Here is a 15,557-nt window from a genome sequence, read left to right as displayed (position 1 = left end):
ACTATCCTCAATGTCATGCCCCGTTTCTCTTCCTCTTTTCGTCGCTTGCTATTGCTACTTACGCTAAGCATGAGCCTTGCAGCCTGTGAGCGTGAAACGTATACCAGTTGGAACTGTAAACATGAGGCGGCGGATAAAGTGCCCATGATTCTTAAGCAAGCGCGTATGCATTTTCAAGATCATGATTTCAATTACTGCGGTAGCCTAGGGTTACAGAGCTATTTCGACCTCACTTGCCCCATTCAGATTCAGGATGCCAGCATTGTCTTCACTCCCAATAATGGCTTCTTATTGAATGACGGTAAAACTTATCATTGCGATGCCCTCTAAAAACCGCAATCCCCTGAGCCCTAAAAAACTGCTCCTAACAAAGTGGACTGCGGTTAACGCCATCAATAAGCAAAAACACTTTTTAGTTACTAAGGTGATCGCCCCAGATTTGCCAGATGAAAAAATTGAATTTGTTGAGTTAGAGGCCGTCATTAACAATGCGGTTCAGCGCATCGCTTGGCGCGACCTCACAAACAGTGAACTCTGGCTGCAGGGCTGGAAATAAAAAAACCGCCATCTCTGGCGGCTTTTGCAGGCTCAGGAACTACTTTTTAATTCTTAACCGTTTTCTTTGCAGCTAGTCTTTTGGCGGCAGGTCTTTTAGCGGCTGCTTTTTTGGCAACGGGCTTTTTAGCTGCAGGCTGTTTTGCAAGCTGCTCGTCCATACTCTTTTCAGCTGTCTGCGCTACTTGACCAACTATGCGGCGCCCTTCTTTAAACATCTTCTGACCAGTCGTTGACATTTCATGCACTACTTTTGAAAGTTTGTCGGCATGACTGGGCAGCTTGCTCTCAGCCTCTTCTAGCCAAGTTACCAAGGAAGTGCGTACCTTCTCCAAATGCTTTTCAGTTTCATCGGCCGCATTTTCACCGAGATCCTTTAAAACTGCCTTGACCTTTTTTTGATAGGAGCTAGCACGTTGCGAGGCTTCTTTAGTAGCTGCAGCTTGAAGATCTTTCAGTTTTTCCAGGTCGTTTTTAGCAACGGATTTTGCGCTATCCATGGCATTTTTCATGCCCCATTGAATTTCGGCGATATGAGATTCACTTAACTCTTTTGCGGCATTGAGCAGCTTTTGTGAGTAAGAAAATAGCTCTTGTGCCTTTTCGTGTTGCCAAGCCTGAAAGTCATGCTTATTCATCATTTTTCCTTTTATTTACATGGTTAACTAAGGATGTTTCAAATTGTCTATTTATGCCGCTCTGCACCGCTACTCTATACTGAATTAAATACTTTGCCAATTACCTCAATTGCTTAAATTACGCAATAAAAGCATATACCCTGCTAAAAGATCGGGTTAATGAAATAGGGATTAAAACATTGTCATTAACTATTACTAAAATTATTTGATGCTAAATTCCTTCATTACCCTGCTTTCTGACCCGAATACGTGGATCGCTTTCTTTACTTTATCTGCCCTAGAAGTCATTTTGGGTATTGATAATGTCATATTTATTAGTGTTATTGCCAACCGCCTACCCTCAGAAATCAGGGACAAAGTAAGGCAATTTGGTCTCTTATTCGCCTTAATCACGCGCATCCTACTCTTGCTAAGCCTATCTTGGGTGATGAGTCTGACGGATACCCTCTTTTATGTCTTCACGCATCCCATTAGTGGCAGAGATTTAATTTTGCTTCTTGGCGGCTTTTTCTTAATCTGGAAAGCGTCAAAAGAAATCTATCTCGAAGTTGAAGAAGGCAATTTGACAGATCAACATAGTGATGCGGGATCTCCTGTAGCTTCGAATTCATCACTAAGAAAGCTGTTTATTGGGGCGGTGATTCAAATTGGCCTGCTCGATATCATCTTCTCTCTTGACAGCGTCATTACGGCTGTGGGCATGGTTGATGAAATTAGCATCATGATTGCCGCGGTGCTGGCCTCTGTTTTGGTCATGCTGGTGGCCTCGAAGTCGATTGGTATTTTTGTCCACAACCACCCCTCAATTAAGGTGTTGGCACTTTCATTTCTCACGGTCGTGGGTGTGGTATTAATTGCAGAAGGCCTAGGCTTACATATTCCCAAAGGATATGTCTATGTAGCAATGGCTTTTTCTCTCATGGTAGAGCTACTCAATATCCGCTCTCGTAAGAAAAAACACAGAAGCTAATACTAGCGATCTAGATAGCCTGAGCACAAGCGTAAGCGCTGGCCCAGGCCCATTGGAAGTTATGTCCGCCAAGGTGTCCGGTCACATCTACGCACTCACCAATAAAAAACAATCCTGCGTGCTGGCGTGACATCATCGTTTGGCTATCCAGCTCTTTCGTGTCTACGCCACCAAGCATGACTTCCGCTTTTTTCCAGCCGAGGGTACCTGCTGGCTTGACCGACCAATTTAATATCAAATCTTGCAGGGCCTGACGGTCCTTCTTACCTACCTCAGCCCATTTACGCCCCAGTAGTTGTTTTTGACTAGCAAATGCTTTGGCTAGACGTTGAGGCAACATCAAAGACAAAATGATTTCCGTTGTCTTCAAGCGATTTTCTTCCGCATTGAATATGGCCTCGCAATGAGACTTGCTATCCCCTTCGGCGCGACCCAACCAATCAATTTGAATATCTTCCCCAGCCGACCAGTAGCTACTGGCTTGGAGCACAGCAGGGCCCGATAAGCCCTTGTGTGTCAGCAAGAGATCTTCATTAAATTGATGATTGCCATAGCGCGCGCCCTTGAATCCCGAATGAATACTCACCGGCAGACTGAGGCCCGCTAACTCTGTCAACTTTACAAACTCATTAGAAGTAAAGGAGAGGGGTACTAGTGCAGGAGTGGGCTCAATGACTTTCAATCCAAACTGCTTGGCGATATCCAGGGAATAGGCAGTTGCGCCGATCGCAGGTACAGGCAAACCGCCTGTAGCCATCACTAGGGATTGAGTTCTTTCAGGGCCGCTATTGGTGTGCACCACCCAGCCCTCTCCATCTTGCGCAATGGAATCGACAGTCACTGGATACCGTATTTGTACCTGACCTTTGGCGCACTCGGCAAATAGTAATTCGATAATTTGTTTAGCGGAGTCGTCACAAAATAACTGACCTTGGTGTTTCTCATGATAGGCAATTCGGTAGGATTGAATCAGCTTGATAAATTCTTTTGCGGGGTAGCGCGCTAAGGCGCTCTTCACGAAGTGTGGATTAAGCGAGAGAAAATTGGCGGGACTACTATGGATATTGGTGAAGTTACATCTACCTCCCCCACTAATTCGGATTTTTTCACCTAAAACTGTAGCGTGATCTAAAACGAGTACTTTTTTACCCAACTGTCCCGCAACCCCGGCACAAAATAAACCGGCTGCACCGCCACCGATGATGATGGCATCCCATTTTTCTGACATGCCTTATTTAAACCGATCAATTACATCGGCGGATAAATTCAGCTTGTGCATGTGCATACGTGTATAGGCTTGACGGAAATTTTTCGTCATTGAAATCATGACAGAGGCTGTCCAGGCAAATGAAAACATACCGGAGAAGGCAATAATAATGGCTAGCATTTTCCAGCCTATCGGCAAAATGTCTTCCATAAAGCCCATTGCGGTATAGCTGCTGCCAGCAAATAGCACGCTGATATCCAAGTCAGGGAGTAGATCAAAGGCCCACAAAGAGATGCCCCATATTATGATTTCTAGAATATGGGTAATAAACAATGAGATCACCCCCAAATAGAACGTCAGACCCACCGCAGAGTATTTTTTCTCAGACAGATAAAGATAAGACTTCACTTCATAGCGTTTCGCGATCTGCAGCAAGGCCGCCCCATGAAATAACATGATGAGCAAGAGCATGCTAATGCCGAGAAGGTATCCTGGTAGACCTAATTGCGTCGAGAGACTGAGTGTGTGCGTAAGTGTCATATTGGATTGATTTTCTTATTTTACCAACAGAGCTCAGCCTAACTGGTACCAATTGCGAATCACATCCCAAGCTTCGGTAGCGGTCTCCACTACACGAATCAAATCAACGTCAGCTTGCTCAATCACACCATGTTCGAGCATTTTTTGGAAATCAATGATTTCAGTCCAAAATTGACCACCAACTAGGATGATCGGCAAGCGCATGACCTTTTTGGTTTGCACTAGGGTCAGGACTTCAAATAACTCATCAATCGATCCAAAGCCGCCTGGATAAGCCACAATTGCTCTTGCTCTAAGCATAAAGTGCATCTTGCGTAAGGCAAAATAATGAAAGCGAAAGCTCAAGCCTTCACTAATATATGGGTTCGGAATTTGCTCTCGTGGAAGGCTTACGTTAAATCCAATCGTTTTATCACCCGCTTCAAATGCCCCGCGATTCGCGGCCTCCATCACTCCGGGTCCACCGCCAGTAGCAATGTGTAATTTATTGGCTGCCTCAGCTTGCGTGGCGTTATAGTGCGCCACAAGCGCGCCAAACTCCCGCGCTGAATCGTAATATTGAGAATGAAGTAAAGCCCTTTCCGCTTCAGACACTTCCGCAGACGTCTTGGCCTGTTCGACCATTGCTTTGGCGGTAGCATGACTGACAAAGCGAGTAGACCCAAAGACGGTAATCGTATGATCAATACCACGCTCATGCAATAAGATTTCGGGCTTCAAGAGTTCGAGCTGAAAGCGCACACCTAAAGTTTCAGGGCGGGCTAAGAAGGCCTCATCCTCAAATGCGAATTTATAAGAGTCCGCAGAGTTACTTTCACTCATCTTACTTTTTTGGAGCTTTAAATAATCTGTAATGGTTTGAGAATTATTCAGTGGAAGCTTGGGACTCATAGTCAAAACCTTTTAGAAGGGAATTGCGATTGATCACGAGAATTATAAAGATTTACTGATAAAGATTTACTGCATTCGCTCCAGCGTTGCATGAGGTCAATTGCCTAAGGGTAAAAATCAGGCCATACTCATCGTATGTCGAATCGCCCTCCCCCACTCAATACCTTCCATTTAATTCAACGCCTGAAACGTGCACCTGCGGAGCATAAAGGCAATGCTGGCAAAGTACTTCTGATAGGCGGCGCACCTGGTATGGCTGGCGCTCTGTTGCTTGCTGGAAATGCCTCACTCCACTTAGGCGCGGGCTGGACCGTACTTGAAATGCTGGATCCCGCTTCTGCACATGCCTTGCCAGATCAAGCTGAATTAATGATTCGCCTAGCCAGCTTTGACCCCACTGAACAACTCCAAGCCATTAAGCCAGACGTTATTGCGATCGGCCCAGGCTTGGGATTCTCTAATCTAGCGATTCAATGGCTGGAGGCATCTTTAGCTTATCCCAATATACCCCTTGTGATTGATGCGGATGCCCTTCATTTACTTGCAGACATTGGCCCACTAATGACTCAGTTGCGTGAGCGGAATGCGCGCTATCCCAATCAAACCGTATTAACTCCGCACCCAGGGGAGGCCGGTTACCTGCTTGATCTTTCAGCTGCAGAGGTTCAGGAGCGTCGCGCAAGCGCACTTACAGACCTAGTCAAACTAACGCAATCAATTACGGTGCTGAAGGGTCAACACACTTTAATAGCAGCACCTCAGCACGACATGCTCTGCTGCTTAGAAGGCAACCCGGGCATGGGAACAGGTGGTATGGGTGATATTTTGACCGGAAGTATTGCTGCCATTGCGGCTCAGGGCATTCACCATCAATTAAATGTGTGGGAGGCTACTGGCTTAGCCGTTCAGTTGCATGCATCTGCCGCCGATAGCTTAGTCGCTAAAAAAATTGGGCCAATTGGGCTAACACCGAGCGAGACTATTCTCGAGATGAGAAACCTGCTCAATCAACACGAATAAAAAAGCCACCGAACGTAACACGCTCGATGGCTCGGTGAACTAAATACGAATAACTAATTAAGAGGCTGCAGCTTCAGCCGCTTTCGCTTTTTTCTTTGCTGCTTTTTTCTGCTGTTTCTTGGCTTTCTTATCTGCCTTTTTCTGTTCTTTCTTCGCTTTCTTCGCTGCTTTTTTCTCAGCAGCGGTATCAGACTGGGTCGCTGGTGCAGCTACGGGGGCTGCAGCAGGGGCAGTCATGGGAGCTGGAGCGGGAGCAGGGTCGGCAGCGAAAGCCGTAATTGAGGAAAAACCAATGGCAGATGCAATCAGGGTGGCTAGGCTAATACGTGCGATACGAACAATCATGAAATTCTCCGACAGGTTGGTTCATCTCTCAATCATACCCAAATAACTGTCATAAATCCTTCATTTATTAAAAACTACAAAACGACTCTTTTCATAAAGAGCCTTCGTGATGAAGACTCTAGACGAAAAAAAGGCCATCCGAAGATAGCCTTTTTTAATCAGGAAGTCCCAGCAAGCTTAGGCGGGTTGTGCCTCAGCTTCGGTAATTCTCTCCAAGGCTGCTTCAAGATGACTTACGGTACGGTCAACATTTGTCAGCTTTTCAAGGCCAAATAAGCCAATGCGGAAGGTACGGAAATCGGGTCTTTCATCGCACTGCAAAGGAACACCAGCGGCAGTTTGTAAACCAAGGGCAATAAACTTTTTGCCAGACTGAATATCTGCGTCCGTGGTGTAACTCACCACTACACCTGGCGCCTGAAACCCAGGGGCGGCAACCGATTGATAACCTTTAGAAACCAATAAAGCGCGAACCTTATCACCCAACTCCTGTTGCTGCTGCTTTAACCAATCGAAACCTAAGGCTTGGGTTTCTTTCATAACGCCGCGCAAGATTTTGAGTGCGTCAGTTGGCATCGTCGTGTGATACACATGACCACCCTTTTCATATGCCTCCATAATTTGGAGCCACTTTTTAAGGTCCATGGCAAAGCTGCTGCTTTGCGTAGCATCAATACGTTCACGGGCTCTTTCACCCATGGCAATTAATGCGCAGCAAGGGGAACTGCTCCACCCTTTTTGTGGGGCAGTAATCAGAATGTCTACATTGCACGCCTTCATATCGACCCACATCGCACCAGAGGCAATGCAATCCAACACAAACAGGCCGTTAACTGAGCGTACTGCATCGCCTACTGCCTTTAAATAGGCATCTGGCAAGATGATGCCGGCTGAGGTCTCAACGCGGGGCGCGAAAACTACAGCAGGCTTTTCTTTTTTAATAAAGGCCACCACTTCTTCAATCGGCGCAGGAGCGAACACACCCTGAAAGGTGTTCTCAAGCTGTCTGCCCTTCATGATGGTGAGATCTTGAGTAATATGACCAGCATCAAAGATCTGAGACCAGCGGTAACTGAACCAACCATTACGCAGTACCAAACACTTTTCATTATTAGCAAACTGGCGGGCAACTGCCTCCATGCCGAAAGTGCCGCTACCCGGAACGATGACGGCAGAGCTGGCGTTATAAGCATCTTTTAAGACGCTCGAAATATCCACCATCACTTTTTTGAATTCTTCGGACATGTGGTTTAGCGAGCGGTCGGTATAGACCACTGAAAATTCCAAGAGTCCATCGGGATCAACGTGGGGAAGTAAGCCTGGCATAGTATTTTCCTAGAAAAGCATTCGTAACCCTAAATCATACCGATTTAGAGATAAATCTGTGTACCTGCGGCTCATTATTAGCAAAACTAGGCCTTTTTAGCAAGAAAAGGATGTTTTACGCCTTTTTTCCCTGAATTGAGGCCACTAAGATACCTGTCACGATGAGGATAAAAGCTAGTCCATGAAACAACTTTGGAGGATCGCCTAAAAGCGCGGCTGATAAAAGGGCTGTAAATAAGGGGATTAAGTTGGCAAAAAATGCTGCTACCGTAGGCCCTGCCCTAGTCACTCCCAAACCCCAAAATCGGTAGGCAATCAGGGAGGGGCCAATTGCCACAAAAATAATGAGTAGCCATTCCCAAGCTTGGAGCTCCATAAAGGCGAGGTCAGCAGCGACCTCCATGCTTTCGAAGAGTGCGGTCCATAAAAAGCCAATCATGACCTGAGCTAGCAAAAACTCGGCCCAAGGCCACTGGCGCTCATTACTGCTGCCAGGCCGACTGATCATCCAACTGTAGGAGGCCCACAGAATTGTCGCCAACATGATGAAGAGATCTCCAGCGACAACCTGCATTGAGAACAGGCTGGCGACATCGCCCCTGGTTAATACCAAGCACACTCCCGCAATCGATACGACAGCGCCAATCATTTGTAACAAGCGTGGTTTAACTTGAAAGAAAACCGCACCAATCAAGAGCATCCATATAGGCATGCTGGCGCCAATCAAGGTGACATTAATAGCAGTTGAGGTTTGCAAGGCTAAATAGAGGAGTACGTTATAGCTACCCACCCCTAACAAACCCAAAATAATGAACCGTCGCCGATTTCGCCATAAGGGGCTACTGGGCTTGAAAATACGCCACCCTAAGGGTAGTAAAAATAAGGCTGCTAAACCCCATCGCACCATACTAAGGGTAATAGGAGAAATGCTCCCCACCAGAATTCGACCTGCAATTGCATTGCTAGCCCATAAAAAGGTAGCTGTTAGCAGATAGAAGGTAGTTGCGAGGTTAAGTTGGATCATTTAGGTACTTAGTTTGCTTAGGAGGCCCAGAAAGCAGCCAAGTTAGCATTGTAGGAAGAAACGTCTAGAGTTGCTAAGATAGAGCTTTATTGAGTATTAATTGGCTTTGACACAAGGATAGATTTTGGCAATCATCACCAGCATTGAAGATTTACGGGTGTTACATCAAAAACGTACCCCAAAAATGTTTTACGACTATGCCGACTCGGGCTCTTGGACTGAATCGACCTATCGCGCGAATGAATCTGATTTTCAGAAAATCAAATTTCGTCAACGCGTTGCGGTAGATATGAAAAATCGCAGCACCAAAACGACGATGGTTGGTCAAGAAGTCGCGATGCCGGTTGCCTTGGCCCCAACGGGACTCACGGGCATGCAATGCGCCGATGGCGAAATCCTTGCGGCAAAAGCTGCTGAAAAATTTGGTGTGCCCTTCTGTTTATCGACTATGAGTATTTGTTCGATAGAGGACGTTGCCGAGCACACTACCAAGCCTTTTTGGTTCCAGCTTTACGTCATGAAAGATCGTGGTTTCATTGAAAGACTGATCGAGCGTGCAAAAGCAGCGAAGTGTTCTGCCCTAGTTTTAACTTTAGACCTGCAGATTTTGGGTCAACGCCATAAAGACCTGAAAAATGGTTTATCAGCGCCCCCTAAACTGACTATTGCCAACATGATTAATATGGCCACTAAGCCACGCTGGTGCATGGGCATGGCAATGACCCCCCGCAGAACCTTCCGCAATATTGTGGGGCATGCAACTGGAGTGGGAAACATGTCTTCCCTCTCCTCCTGGACTGCAGAACAGTTTGACCCAGGTCTCAGCTGGGCAGACGTTGAGTGGATTAAAAAGCTGTGGGGCGGGAAGCTTATCATCAAAGGAATTTTGGATGAAGGCGATGCGCGTTTAGCGGCAAACTCAGGTGCGGATGCCTTAATTGTTTCCAATCACGGCGGTCGACAACTCGATGGTGCGATCTCCAGTATTCAGGCGCTTCCCGGTATTGTGGATGCGGTCGGAAAAGACATCGAAGTTTGGATGGATGGTGGTATTCGTTCAGGACAAGATGTCTTGAAAGCATGGGCCTTGGGCGCGCGCGGCACCATGATTGGTCGCCCCTTCTTATATGGCTTGGGTGCCATGGGCGAAGCGGGTGTAACAAAATGTTTAGAGATCATTCACAACGAACTTGATATCACTATGGCTTTTACAGGTCATCGTGATATTCATAACGTCACCAAAGAGATTTTGTATCCTGGGACGTTTTAAAGTTTGCTTAATTCTTGCCTCGGCCTGCTGTTTGCACCTGCATAGGAAACATAGATGAAACGAGTAGTGGATGTTTTCAAAGATCGTGGTCGAGAATTGGTCTGGACTTATGTGATTCATTTGAGCAATATAGAATTCCACCCTGCGCAAACTGATTTTGAGGTGGAGGCTTTGCGACTTTCACAAGTAGATAAGCGCGGCCCGTCTGGCGAGCTGAGCGCTAAAGTAAGGCTCTCGATTAAATAAGGAATAAAGAAAAGATGAAACCACTCACCAAAAAAGCCAAGTTAGTAGTTGGCTGGACTATTTTGATGACTGTTGTTGGCACAGCTATTCTGCATCAATGGCAATTCTTTGCCCTTGGATGCGCCTCCATTGCATTACTCTTGCTGGCAAATTATTACGGTCTGCTGAACGATCCTGACAATAAAAAATGAGGCTTCATGCGCCCGCATGAAACCCCATTCTTAACACCGTCACTTTAGAGCGTTGGGTAGTCGGTATAACCCACCTCTTCACCACCATAAAAAGTAGCTCGGTTGTAAGGATTTAAGGGTGCATTGGCTTGAAAGCGCTCAGCCAAGTCTGGATTGGAAATATACAAACGGCCGTAAGCGACTGCGTCGGCCAAGCCAGCTTCCAAAACAGCTTCGCCCATAGCTTGGTCATAGCCACCGGCACTAATGAATTTTCCTTGATACGCCTGACGAAATATTTCCGATGTGATTGGCGCGTCCTCAACGGCTTGATCGTCACCACCGGCACTGGTGGAGCGGGGCTCAATCATGTGGACATAGGCCAATTTGTACGTATTGAGCTTATGAATAGCAGCCATAAATAACGCTACTGGATCGCTATCACTCATATCGTTAAAGCTGCCATAAGGAGATAAGCGCACACCGATTTTGTCCGCTGGAAACACTTTTATTACAGCCTCAATGACTTCACCCAATAAACGTAAGCGGTTTTCAATGGATCCACCATATTGATCCGTACGATGATTGGTTTTGTCTTGCAAAAACTGGTCAAGCAAATAGCCGTTCGCCGCATGAATTTCTATCCCATCAAAACCCGCTGTCTTGGCATTTTGTGCTGCTAATTCATAATCTTTTAGAAGACGAGCGATATCCCCAGCCGTCATCGCCTTAGGAGTTTCATAGTCATGTAACTGCCAATCGGCACCGTAAGTTTTTCCAGCAGCGGGAATTGCCGAAGGCGCCTCTGGTAAACCTTGCTCTGGATGCAAAGATGAGTGTGAAATGCGGCCAACGTGCCAAAGTTGCGCAACGATACAGCCATCCTTAGCATGCACCGACTCAACAATCTCTTTCCAGGCCGACGTTTGCTCAGAAGAGTAAATACCGGGAGTGGCTGGATAACCCATACCCAATGGAGAAATTTGAGTGGCTTCCGTAATGATGAGTCCCGCACTGGCTCTTTGACTATAGTAAGTTTTGGCTAGTGGGCTAGGCACGTCACCTCCGATCGCGCGCATCCTGGTTAAAGGGGCCATCACAAGACGATTCTTTAATTCAATGGAGCCCAGCTTAACTGGGGTGAACATGATTTCTTTTCCGGACATGGCAATCTCTTTTCTGTAAATTGTGCTGCTTAACTAAAATGGTGAGTGTGTGAAGAATAATTCATTTCCTATATTCGAGCATCCTTGCGCAGGCCACGACTAGACTTATTTGCCCCCTTGAACTGTTCCTGAATACACAGTGAGAGTGCATTAAATTCCTCTAAATGCGCGGTCGATGAGCGTGCTACGAGGGCGATTATCCGCTTAGGTACTGGCGGGGCTAATGGCCTCGCCACTAAATGAGTGCCATTTAAAAGGCCGCCCTTTAAAGCCATCTCTGGCAGCAAGGCAATACCCATGCCTGACTCCACCATTTGCAGCAGGGTCAGCAGACTCGTAGCCTCCATCCCATCCGCCTTACGAAAATCAGATTGCCTGCAGGCCTGCATAGTGTGCTCACGCAAACAGTGCCCTTCTTCTAATAAAAGCAGGCGTTCTGCCAACTTCGCAGGCAACTGAATTTCCTTGCTTTTTAAGGCAGGATCGCCCTCTCTCGCCACTAAACAAAACTCATCATTAAAGAGCTCACTCACCAGCAAGCCCTCGGTCTCAAAAGGCAAGGCAATTAATGCGAAGTCGAGCTGATGCTCAGCAAGACGCGCAAGTAAATTAGCAGTGAGATCCTCTCGCAGCGCAATCTGCAGATCTGGAAAACGCTCACGAATGTCCGGCAAAACATTGGGCAAAAGAAATGGGGCAATGGTTGGAATAACGCCCAAGCGAATTGTCCCCGACATTGGCTTTCCTGAAGCCTTGGAGAACTCCACTAAATCTTCTGATGCGGCGAGGATGACTTTTGCTCGCTCTAAGATTTCTAGGCCAATCGGCGTAATCGACACATTCTGGCGATCTCTTTCCACCAAGCGAACGCCCAAACTGTCCTCTAACTCTTTCAGTCCCGTACTAAGCGTCGATTGACCAACGAAACTCGCTTGGGCAGCACGCGTAAAGTTCAGGTCTTTTGCTAAAGCCACAAAGTAACTCAGTTGGCGCAATGAGGGCAAGGAGGCCATAGATTCACGCTTTCTTTATGATCTAATTAATCGATTAATAATAACATTATTATTTAACTATTAGATCTACTGGCACAGTCAAGCGCCAGAGACTTTGGCTCTCTACGCCGACGCTAAGGCGTATGAAAGCAATTGAATTTAAACTAGCGGGCTAACTATGAAGGAATGAATATGAAATCTTGGCAATGTATTGTTTGTGGCTTTGTCTACGAAGAAGAAAAAGGTCTGCCTGAAGAAGGTATCGCTCCTGGCACGGCTTGGGCGGACATACCGGAAGACTGGGAATGCCCAGAGTGCGGTGTTGCTAAGTCGGACTTTGAAATGGTGCAAATGTAATACCCTTGCAGGCACACCATAAGAGCGCATTCCTGAAACACCCATCCCATTAGGAGTACCAGATTTGGAACAACCCAATACTACTGCAGGCATTGTCATCGTTGGCAGTGGTTTAGCAGGCTTCACCGTCATCCGCGAAATCCGCAAGCTCGATCAAGCCATACCCATCACACTAGTGACACGAGAGCCGGGCTATTTTTACTCTAAACCGATGTTGTCCAATGCCATTGCAACCAATAAATCGGCGGAACAATTACAGTCCTCTAGCGCTGTCAGCCTAGCTGAGCAACATGCAATTACCATTCTTAGTGAGACTAGCGTTACTGCTATTGATACGCAGCTACAAAGCTTGAGCACCTCCAAAGGAGCTCTGCCTTATGACAAACTGGTGCTCGCTTTAGGGGCCGATCAAATTCGCATTCCTATTGAGGGTGATGCCGCAACAGAAGTAATGACTGTGAATGATCTAACGGATTACGCCAGCTTTCGCCAAAGAATTGCCGGTAAAAAGAAGGTATTGATTATTGGCGCCGGCCTCATTGGTTGTGAATTCGCCAACGACCTAGCCTTGGGCTCTTTTGAAGTGGATGTTGTGGATTTGGCACAGCAAGTATTGGGGCGCCTGCTTCCAGAGGCTGCCGCTGTTGAGCTCGAGAATAAGCTGAGCGAGACTGGCGTGCGCTGGCATTTTGCAACAACCGTACAAGCCATTCGTCATCAGGGTGAGCAACTAGCAGTTACATTGGCCAATGGCACCGTACTCACTAGTGATGTCGTGCTTTCAGCGGTGGGCTTAAAACCGAGGGTGGATTTAGCTATGGCCGCAGGCATTGCTACTGATCGAGGTATTCAGGCTAACCGCCATCTAGAGACGAGCGCTAAGAATGTCTACTCACTGGGAGACTGCGCCGAGGTAGAAGGTCTCGTACTGCCTTATGTCATGCCAATCATGCAAGCCGCACGTGCGCTTGCCCCAAATTTATTGGGTCAAGCCCTTACACTCTCTTACCCAGCCATGCCGGTGATGGTTAAAACCCCCGCTCTGCCCACAATTATTTCACCCCCAGCGAATGATGCGGTAGGCAGCTGGAAAATACATTCTATTGACGGTGGCTTAGAGGCGCGCTTTGAAGCAGCCAATGGGAGCTTGTTGGGATTTGCTTTGATGGGAACAGCCACAGCGCAGCGAAGTGCGTTTACTAAAGAGTTGCCTGCCATTTTGTAATGCGCAGCCCTCGCAGTTGAAAATGAAAAAGGCCCACTATGTGGGCCTTTTCGATAGTGGCTCGGTACTCAGAGCCTAGTATTAAGCGAAGTTCTTATTCGCAAAATCCCAGTTCACTAAGTTCCAAAAATTCTCTAAATACTTTGGACGTGCATTACGTGTGTCGATGTAATAAGCATGTTCCCAAACGTCACAAGTAAACAATGGTGTGGCATCAGTAGTAATAGGGGTGCCCGCATTGCTTGTGGAAACCAAGTCCAAGCTACCGTCTGCCTTTTTCACTAACCAAGCCCAACCAGAGCCAAAAGTTCCAATCGCGCACTTTGTGAATTCTTCTTTAAATTTATCGAAGGAACCCCACTTTGCATTGATCGCATCTGCCAACGCGCCTGTTGGAGCACCGCCACCGTTTGGCTTCATGCTGTTCCAGTAGAAAGTATGGTTCCATACTTGTGCTGCGTTATTGAAAACGCCACCAGCGGATTTCTTAACGATTTCTTCGAGTGAGGAATCTTTGAACTCAGTATCTTTAATCAGATTGTTCAAATTAGTCACGTAAGCTTGGTGATGCTTGCCATAGTGAAACTCTAAAGTTTCTTTAGAGATAAATGGTGCAAGTGCATCCATTGCATAGGGTAATGCGGGGAGTGTGTGTTCCATGAATTTTCCTTTTTAAATGACAATAACAGATAAATATAAGGGGTATATTTGCTGTAACTATAGACTATTCTTGCGCTTTTGTTCGTCTGTACTAGAAACGCGGATTGTTGACGTCAATTTACTGGGAGGCCCAGCCACCGTCCATATTCCAGGCAGCCCCGCGCACCTCAGAGGCATCAGCACCACACAAGAACACCGTTAAAGCAGCCAATTGCTCGGGAGTAACAAATTGTCCTGAAGGTTGCTTCTCTGAGACCAAGGCCTGCTTAGCCGCCTCTACAGTTACCCCTTCGCGCTTGGCACGATCATCCACTTGGTTTTGCACCAAGGGAGTTAATACCCAGCCAGGGCAAATTGCATTACAAGTAACGCCCGTCTTTGCATTTTCCAACGCAATCACTTTGGTTAGACCCACGATCCCGTGTTTAGCGGCAACATAGGCCGCCTTTTGACTTGATCCTACGAGGCCATGAACGGAAGCGATATTGATAATTCGACCCCAATTGCGGTTTTGCATCCCAGGTAAGGCGTAATGGGAGGTGTAAAAAGCCGAGCTCAAATTGATGGCGATAATCGCCTCCCATTTATCTGCGGGAAAATCCTCAACCTTGGCTGTGTACTGAATACCAGCGTTGTTCACCAAAATATCAAGTGCACCAAACCGAGCCTCCGTTATCTGAATCAGTTCAGCAATTTCGGTGGGCTTACTCATATCGGCACCGTGATAATCTACCTCAACTCCGCAAGCTTTCACCTCGGCCATGGCAGCTTCTCTTTCGCCAAAACCATTCATCATGATGTTGACGCCTTGTTTTGCCAGGCCAATTGCTATTCCTAAGCCAATGCCACTGGTAGAGCCAGTAACTAAGGCGGTTTTACCTTTTAAATAAGACATGGTTATATTCTTTGTAGAGTTCGACGTACCGAGCATACAGCGAAATAATTTAAATCTGAT

20 protein-coding genes are annotated in these 15,557 nt (G+C 46.8%); 9 read left to right on the top strand and 11 right to left on the bottom strand.

Annotated features, from left to right (window positions below; genetic code table 11):
- Nucleotides 1–15 precede the first annotated feature (15 nt).
- Both CP950_RS09045 and CP950_RS09040 read left to right on the top strand, forming a co-directional pair.
- Nucleotides 16–330 (top strand): hypothetical protein, encoded by a 315-nt coding sequence (locus tag CP950_RS09045; protein WP_096674580.1) that lies wholly within the window; start codon nucleotides 16–18, stop codon nucleotides 328–330.
- A complete protein-coding gene (locus CP950_RS09040) occupies nucleotides 296–556 on the top strand; it encodes a TIGR02450 family Trp-rich protein (RefSeq protein ID WP_243391975.1) in 261 nt (86 codons plus the stop codon). Before CP950_RS09045 ends, CP950_RS09040 begins: the two co-directional genes overlap by 35 nt.
- A 46-nt stretch (nucleotides 557–602) precedes the next feature.
- Here CP950_RS09040 and CP950_RS09035 read toward each other — a convergent pair whose 3' ends face one another.
- Nucleotides 603–1,196 carry a hypothetical protein gene (locus CP950_RS09035; RefSeq protein WP_207760264.1) on the bottom strand — a complete coding sequence of 198 codons (594 nt, stop codon included), beginning with the start codon at nucleotides 1,194–1,196 and terminating at the stop codon, nucleotides 603–605.
- A 205-nt stretch (nucleotides 1,197–1,401) separates the two neighbouring features.
- Here CP950_RS09035 and CP950_RS09030 point away from each other — a divergent pair, with 205 nt between their 5' ends.
- Nucleotides 1,402–2,163 (top strand): TerC family protein, encoded by a 762-nt coding sequence (locus CP950_RS09030; protein ID WP_207760258.1) that lies wholly within the window; start codon nucleotides 1,402–1,404, stop codon nucleotides 2,161–2,163.
- A 10-nt stretch (nucleotides 2,164–2,173) separates the two neighbouring features.
- Here CP950_RS09030 and CP950_RS09025 read toward each other — a convergent pair whose 3' ends face one another.
- From CP950_RS09025 to CP950_RS09015, 3 genes are read right to left on the bottom strand one after another with little or no spacing between them, the layout of a single operon-like run.
- Nucleotides 2,174–3,391 carry a BaiN/RdsA family NAD(P)/FAD-dependent oxidoreductase gene (locus tag CP950_RS09025; RefSeq protein WP_096674576.1) on the bottom strand — a complete coding sequence of 406 codons (1,218 nt, stop codon included), beginning with the start codon at nucleotides 3,389–3,391 and terminating at the stop codon, nucleotides 2,174–2,176.
- A 3-nt stretch (nucleotides 3,392–3,394) separates the two neighbouring features.
- Nucleotides 3,395–3,910, bottom strand: a complete 516-nt coding sequence (locus CP950_RS09020; RefSeq protein ID WP_096674574.1) for a hypothetical protein — start codon at nucleotides 3,908–3,910, stop codon at nucleotides 3,395–3,397.
- A 33-nt stretch (nucleotides 3,911–3,943) separates the two neighbouring features.
- The gene (locus CP950_RS09015) at nucleotides 3,944–4,801 is read right to left on the bottom strand and encodes an LOG family protein (protein ID WP_096674572.1); all 858 of its coding nucleotides are present in this window, start codon (nucleotides 4,799–4,801) and stop codon (nucleotides 3,944–3,946) included.
- Between the two features lie 135 nt (nucleotides 4,802–4,936).
- Between CP950_RS09015 and CP950_RS09010 the strand changes: the two genes are divergently transcribed.
- Nucleotides 4,937–5,821 carry an NAD(P)H-hydrate dehydratase gene (locus tag CP950_RS09010; protein WP_096674570.1) on the top strand — a complete coding sequence of 295 codons (885 nt, stop codon included), beginning with the start codon at nucleotides 4,937–4,939 and terminating at the stop codon, nucleotides 5,819–5,821.
- Nucleotides 5,822–5,878: 57 nt separating this feature from the next.
- Here the strand turns inward: CP950_RS09010 and CP950_RS09005 are convergent, their stop codons facing one another.
- The 3 genes from CP950_RS09005 to CP950_RS08995 all read right to left on the bottom strand — a co-directional run bounded on the left by CP950_RS09005 (nucleotide 5,879) and on the right by CP950_RS08995 (nucleotide 8,516).
- Complete coding sequence (locus CP950_RS09005) at nucleotides 5,879–6,166, bottom strand: protein tyrosine phosphatase (protein ID WP_096674568.1); 288 nt, start codon at nucleotides 6,164–6,166, stop codon at nucleotides 5,879–5,881.
- Nucleotides 6,167–6,343: 177 nt separating this feature from the next.
- Nucleotides 6,344–7,492 (bottom strand): aminotransferase class V-fold PLP-dependent enzyme, encoded by a 1,149-nt coding sequence (locus tag CP950_RS09000; protein ID WP_096674566.1) that lies wholly within the window; start codon nucleotides 7,490–7,492, stop codon nucleotides 6,344–6,346.
- A 115-nt stretch (nucleotides 7,493–7,607) separates the two neighbouring features.
- The gene (locus CP950_RS08995; RefSeq protein WP_096674564.1) at nucleotides 7,608–8,516 is read right to left on the bottom strand and encodes a DMT family transporter; all 909 of its coding nucleotides are present in this window, start codon (nucleotides 8,514–8,516) and stop codon (nucleotides 7,608–7,610) included.
- A gap of 124 nt (nucleotides 8,517–8,640) precedes the next feature.
- Here CP950_RS08995 and CP950_RS08990 point away from each other — a divergent pair, with 124 nt between their 5' ends.
- Genes CP950_RS08990 through CP950_RS09980 form a run of 3 tightly spaced genes read left to right on the top strand, consistent with a single transcriptional unit; the run spans nucleotide 8,641 to nucleotide 10,223 of the window.
- A complete protein-coding gene (locus CP950_RS08990) occupies nucleotides 8,641–9,786 on the top strand; it encodes an alpha-hydroxy acid oxidase (protein ID WP_096674562.1) in 1,146 nt (381 codons plus the stop codon).
- 54 nt (nucleotides 9,787–9,840) lie between these two features.
- Nucleotides 9,841–10,032, top strand: a complete 192-nt coding sequence (locus tag CP950_RS08985) for a hypothetical protein (RefSeq protein ID WP_096674560.1) — start codon at nucleotides 9,841–9,843, stop codon at nucleotides 10,030–10,032.
- 14 nt (nucleotides 10,033–10,046) lie between these two features.
- The gene (locus CP950_RS09980) at nucleotides 10,047–10,223 is read left to right on the top strand and encodes a hypothetical protein (RefSeq protein WP_165766439.1); all 177 of its coding nucleotides are present in this window, start codon (nucleotides 10,047–10,049) and stop codon (nucleotides 10,221–10,223) included.
- Nucleotides 10,224–10,267: 44 nt separating this feature from the next.
- Here the strand turns inward: CP950_RS09980 and CP950_RS08980 are convergent, their stop codons facing one another.
- Entirely contained in the window at nucleotides 10,268–11,368 is a 1,101-nt protein-coding gene (locus CP950_RS08980) for an alkene reductase (RefSeq protein ID WP_096674558.1), read from the bottom strand.
- 68 nt (nucleotides 11,369–11,436) lie between these two features.
- Complete coding sequence (locus CP950_RS08975; protein WP_096674556.1) at nucleotides 11,437–12,381, bottom strand: hydrogen peroxide-inducible genes activator; 945 nt, start codon at nucleotides 12,379–12,381, stop codon at nucleotides 11,437–11,439.
- A gap of 171 nt (nucleotides 12,382–12,552) precedes the next feature.
- Here CP950_RS08975 and CP950_RS08970 point away from each other — a divergent pair, with 171 nt between their 5' ends.
- Entirely contained in the window at nucleotides 12,553–12,717 is a 165-nt protein-coding gene (locus CP950_RS08970; RefSeq protein ID WP_096674554.1) for a rubredoxin, read from the top strand.
- A gap of 64 nt (nucleotides 12,718–12,781) precedes the next feature.
- Nucleotides 12,782–13,942, top strand: coding sequence for an FAD-dependent oxidoreductase (locus CP950_RS08965; RefSeq protein WP_096674552.1), 1,161 nt, complete (start codon nucleotides 12,782–12,784; stop codon nucleotides 13,940–13,942).
- An 81-nt stretch (nucleotides 13,943–14,023) separates the two neighbouring features.
- Here the strand turns inward: CP950_RS08965 and sodB are convergent, their stop codons facing one another.
- Nucleotides 14,024–14,602 carry a superoxide dismutase [Fe] gene (gene sodB / locus CP950_RS08960; protein WP_096674550.1) on the bottom strand — a complete coding sequence of 193 codons (579 nt, stop codon included), beginning with the start codon at nucleotides 14,600–14,602 and terminating at the stop codon, nucleotides 14,024–14,026.
- A 118-nt stretch (nucleotides 14,603–14,720) separates the two neighbouring features.
- Complete coding sequence (locus CP950_RS08955) at nucleotides 14,721–15,497, bottom strand: 3-hydroxybutyrate dehydrogenase (RefSeq protein ID WP_096674549.1); 777 nt, start codon at nucleotides 15,495–15,497, stop codon at nucleotides 14,721–14,723.
- Nucleotides 15,498–15,557 lie beyond the last annotated feature (60 nt).

The organism is Polynucleobacter meluiroseus (assembly GCF_900205755.1).
GTDB classification, from domain to species: Bacteria; Pseudomonadota; Gammaproteobacteria; order Burkholderiales; family Burkholderiaceae; genus Polynucleobacter; species Polynucleobacter meluiroseus.
This window is presented reverse-complemented; position numbering and strand designations above follow the sequence as displayed.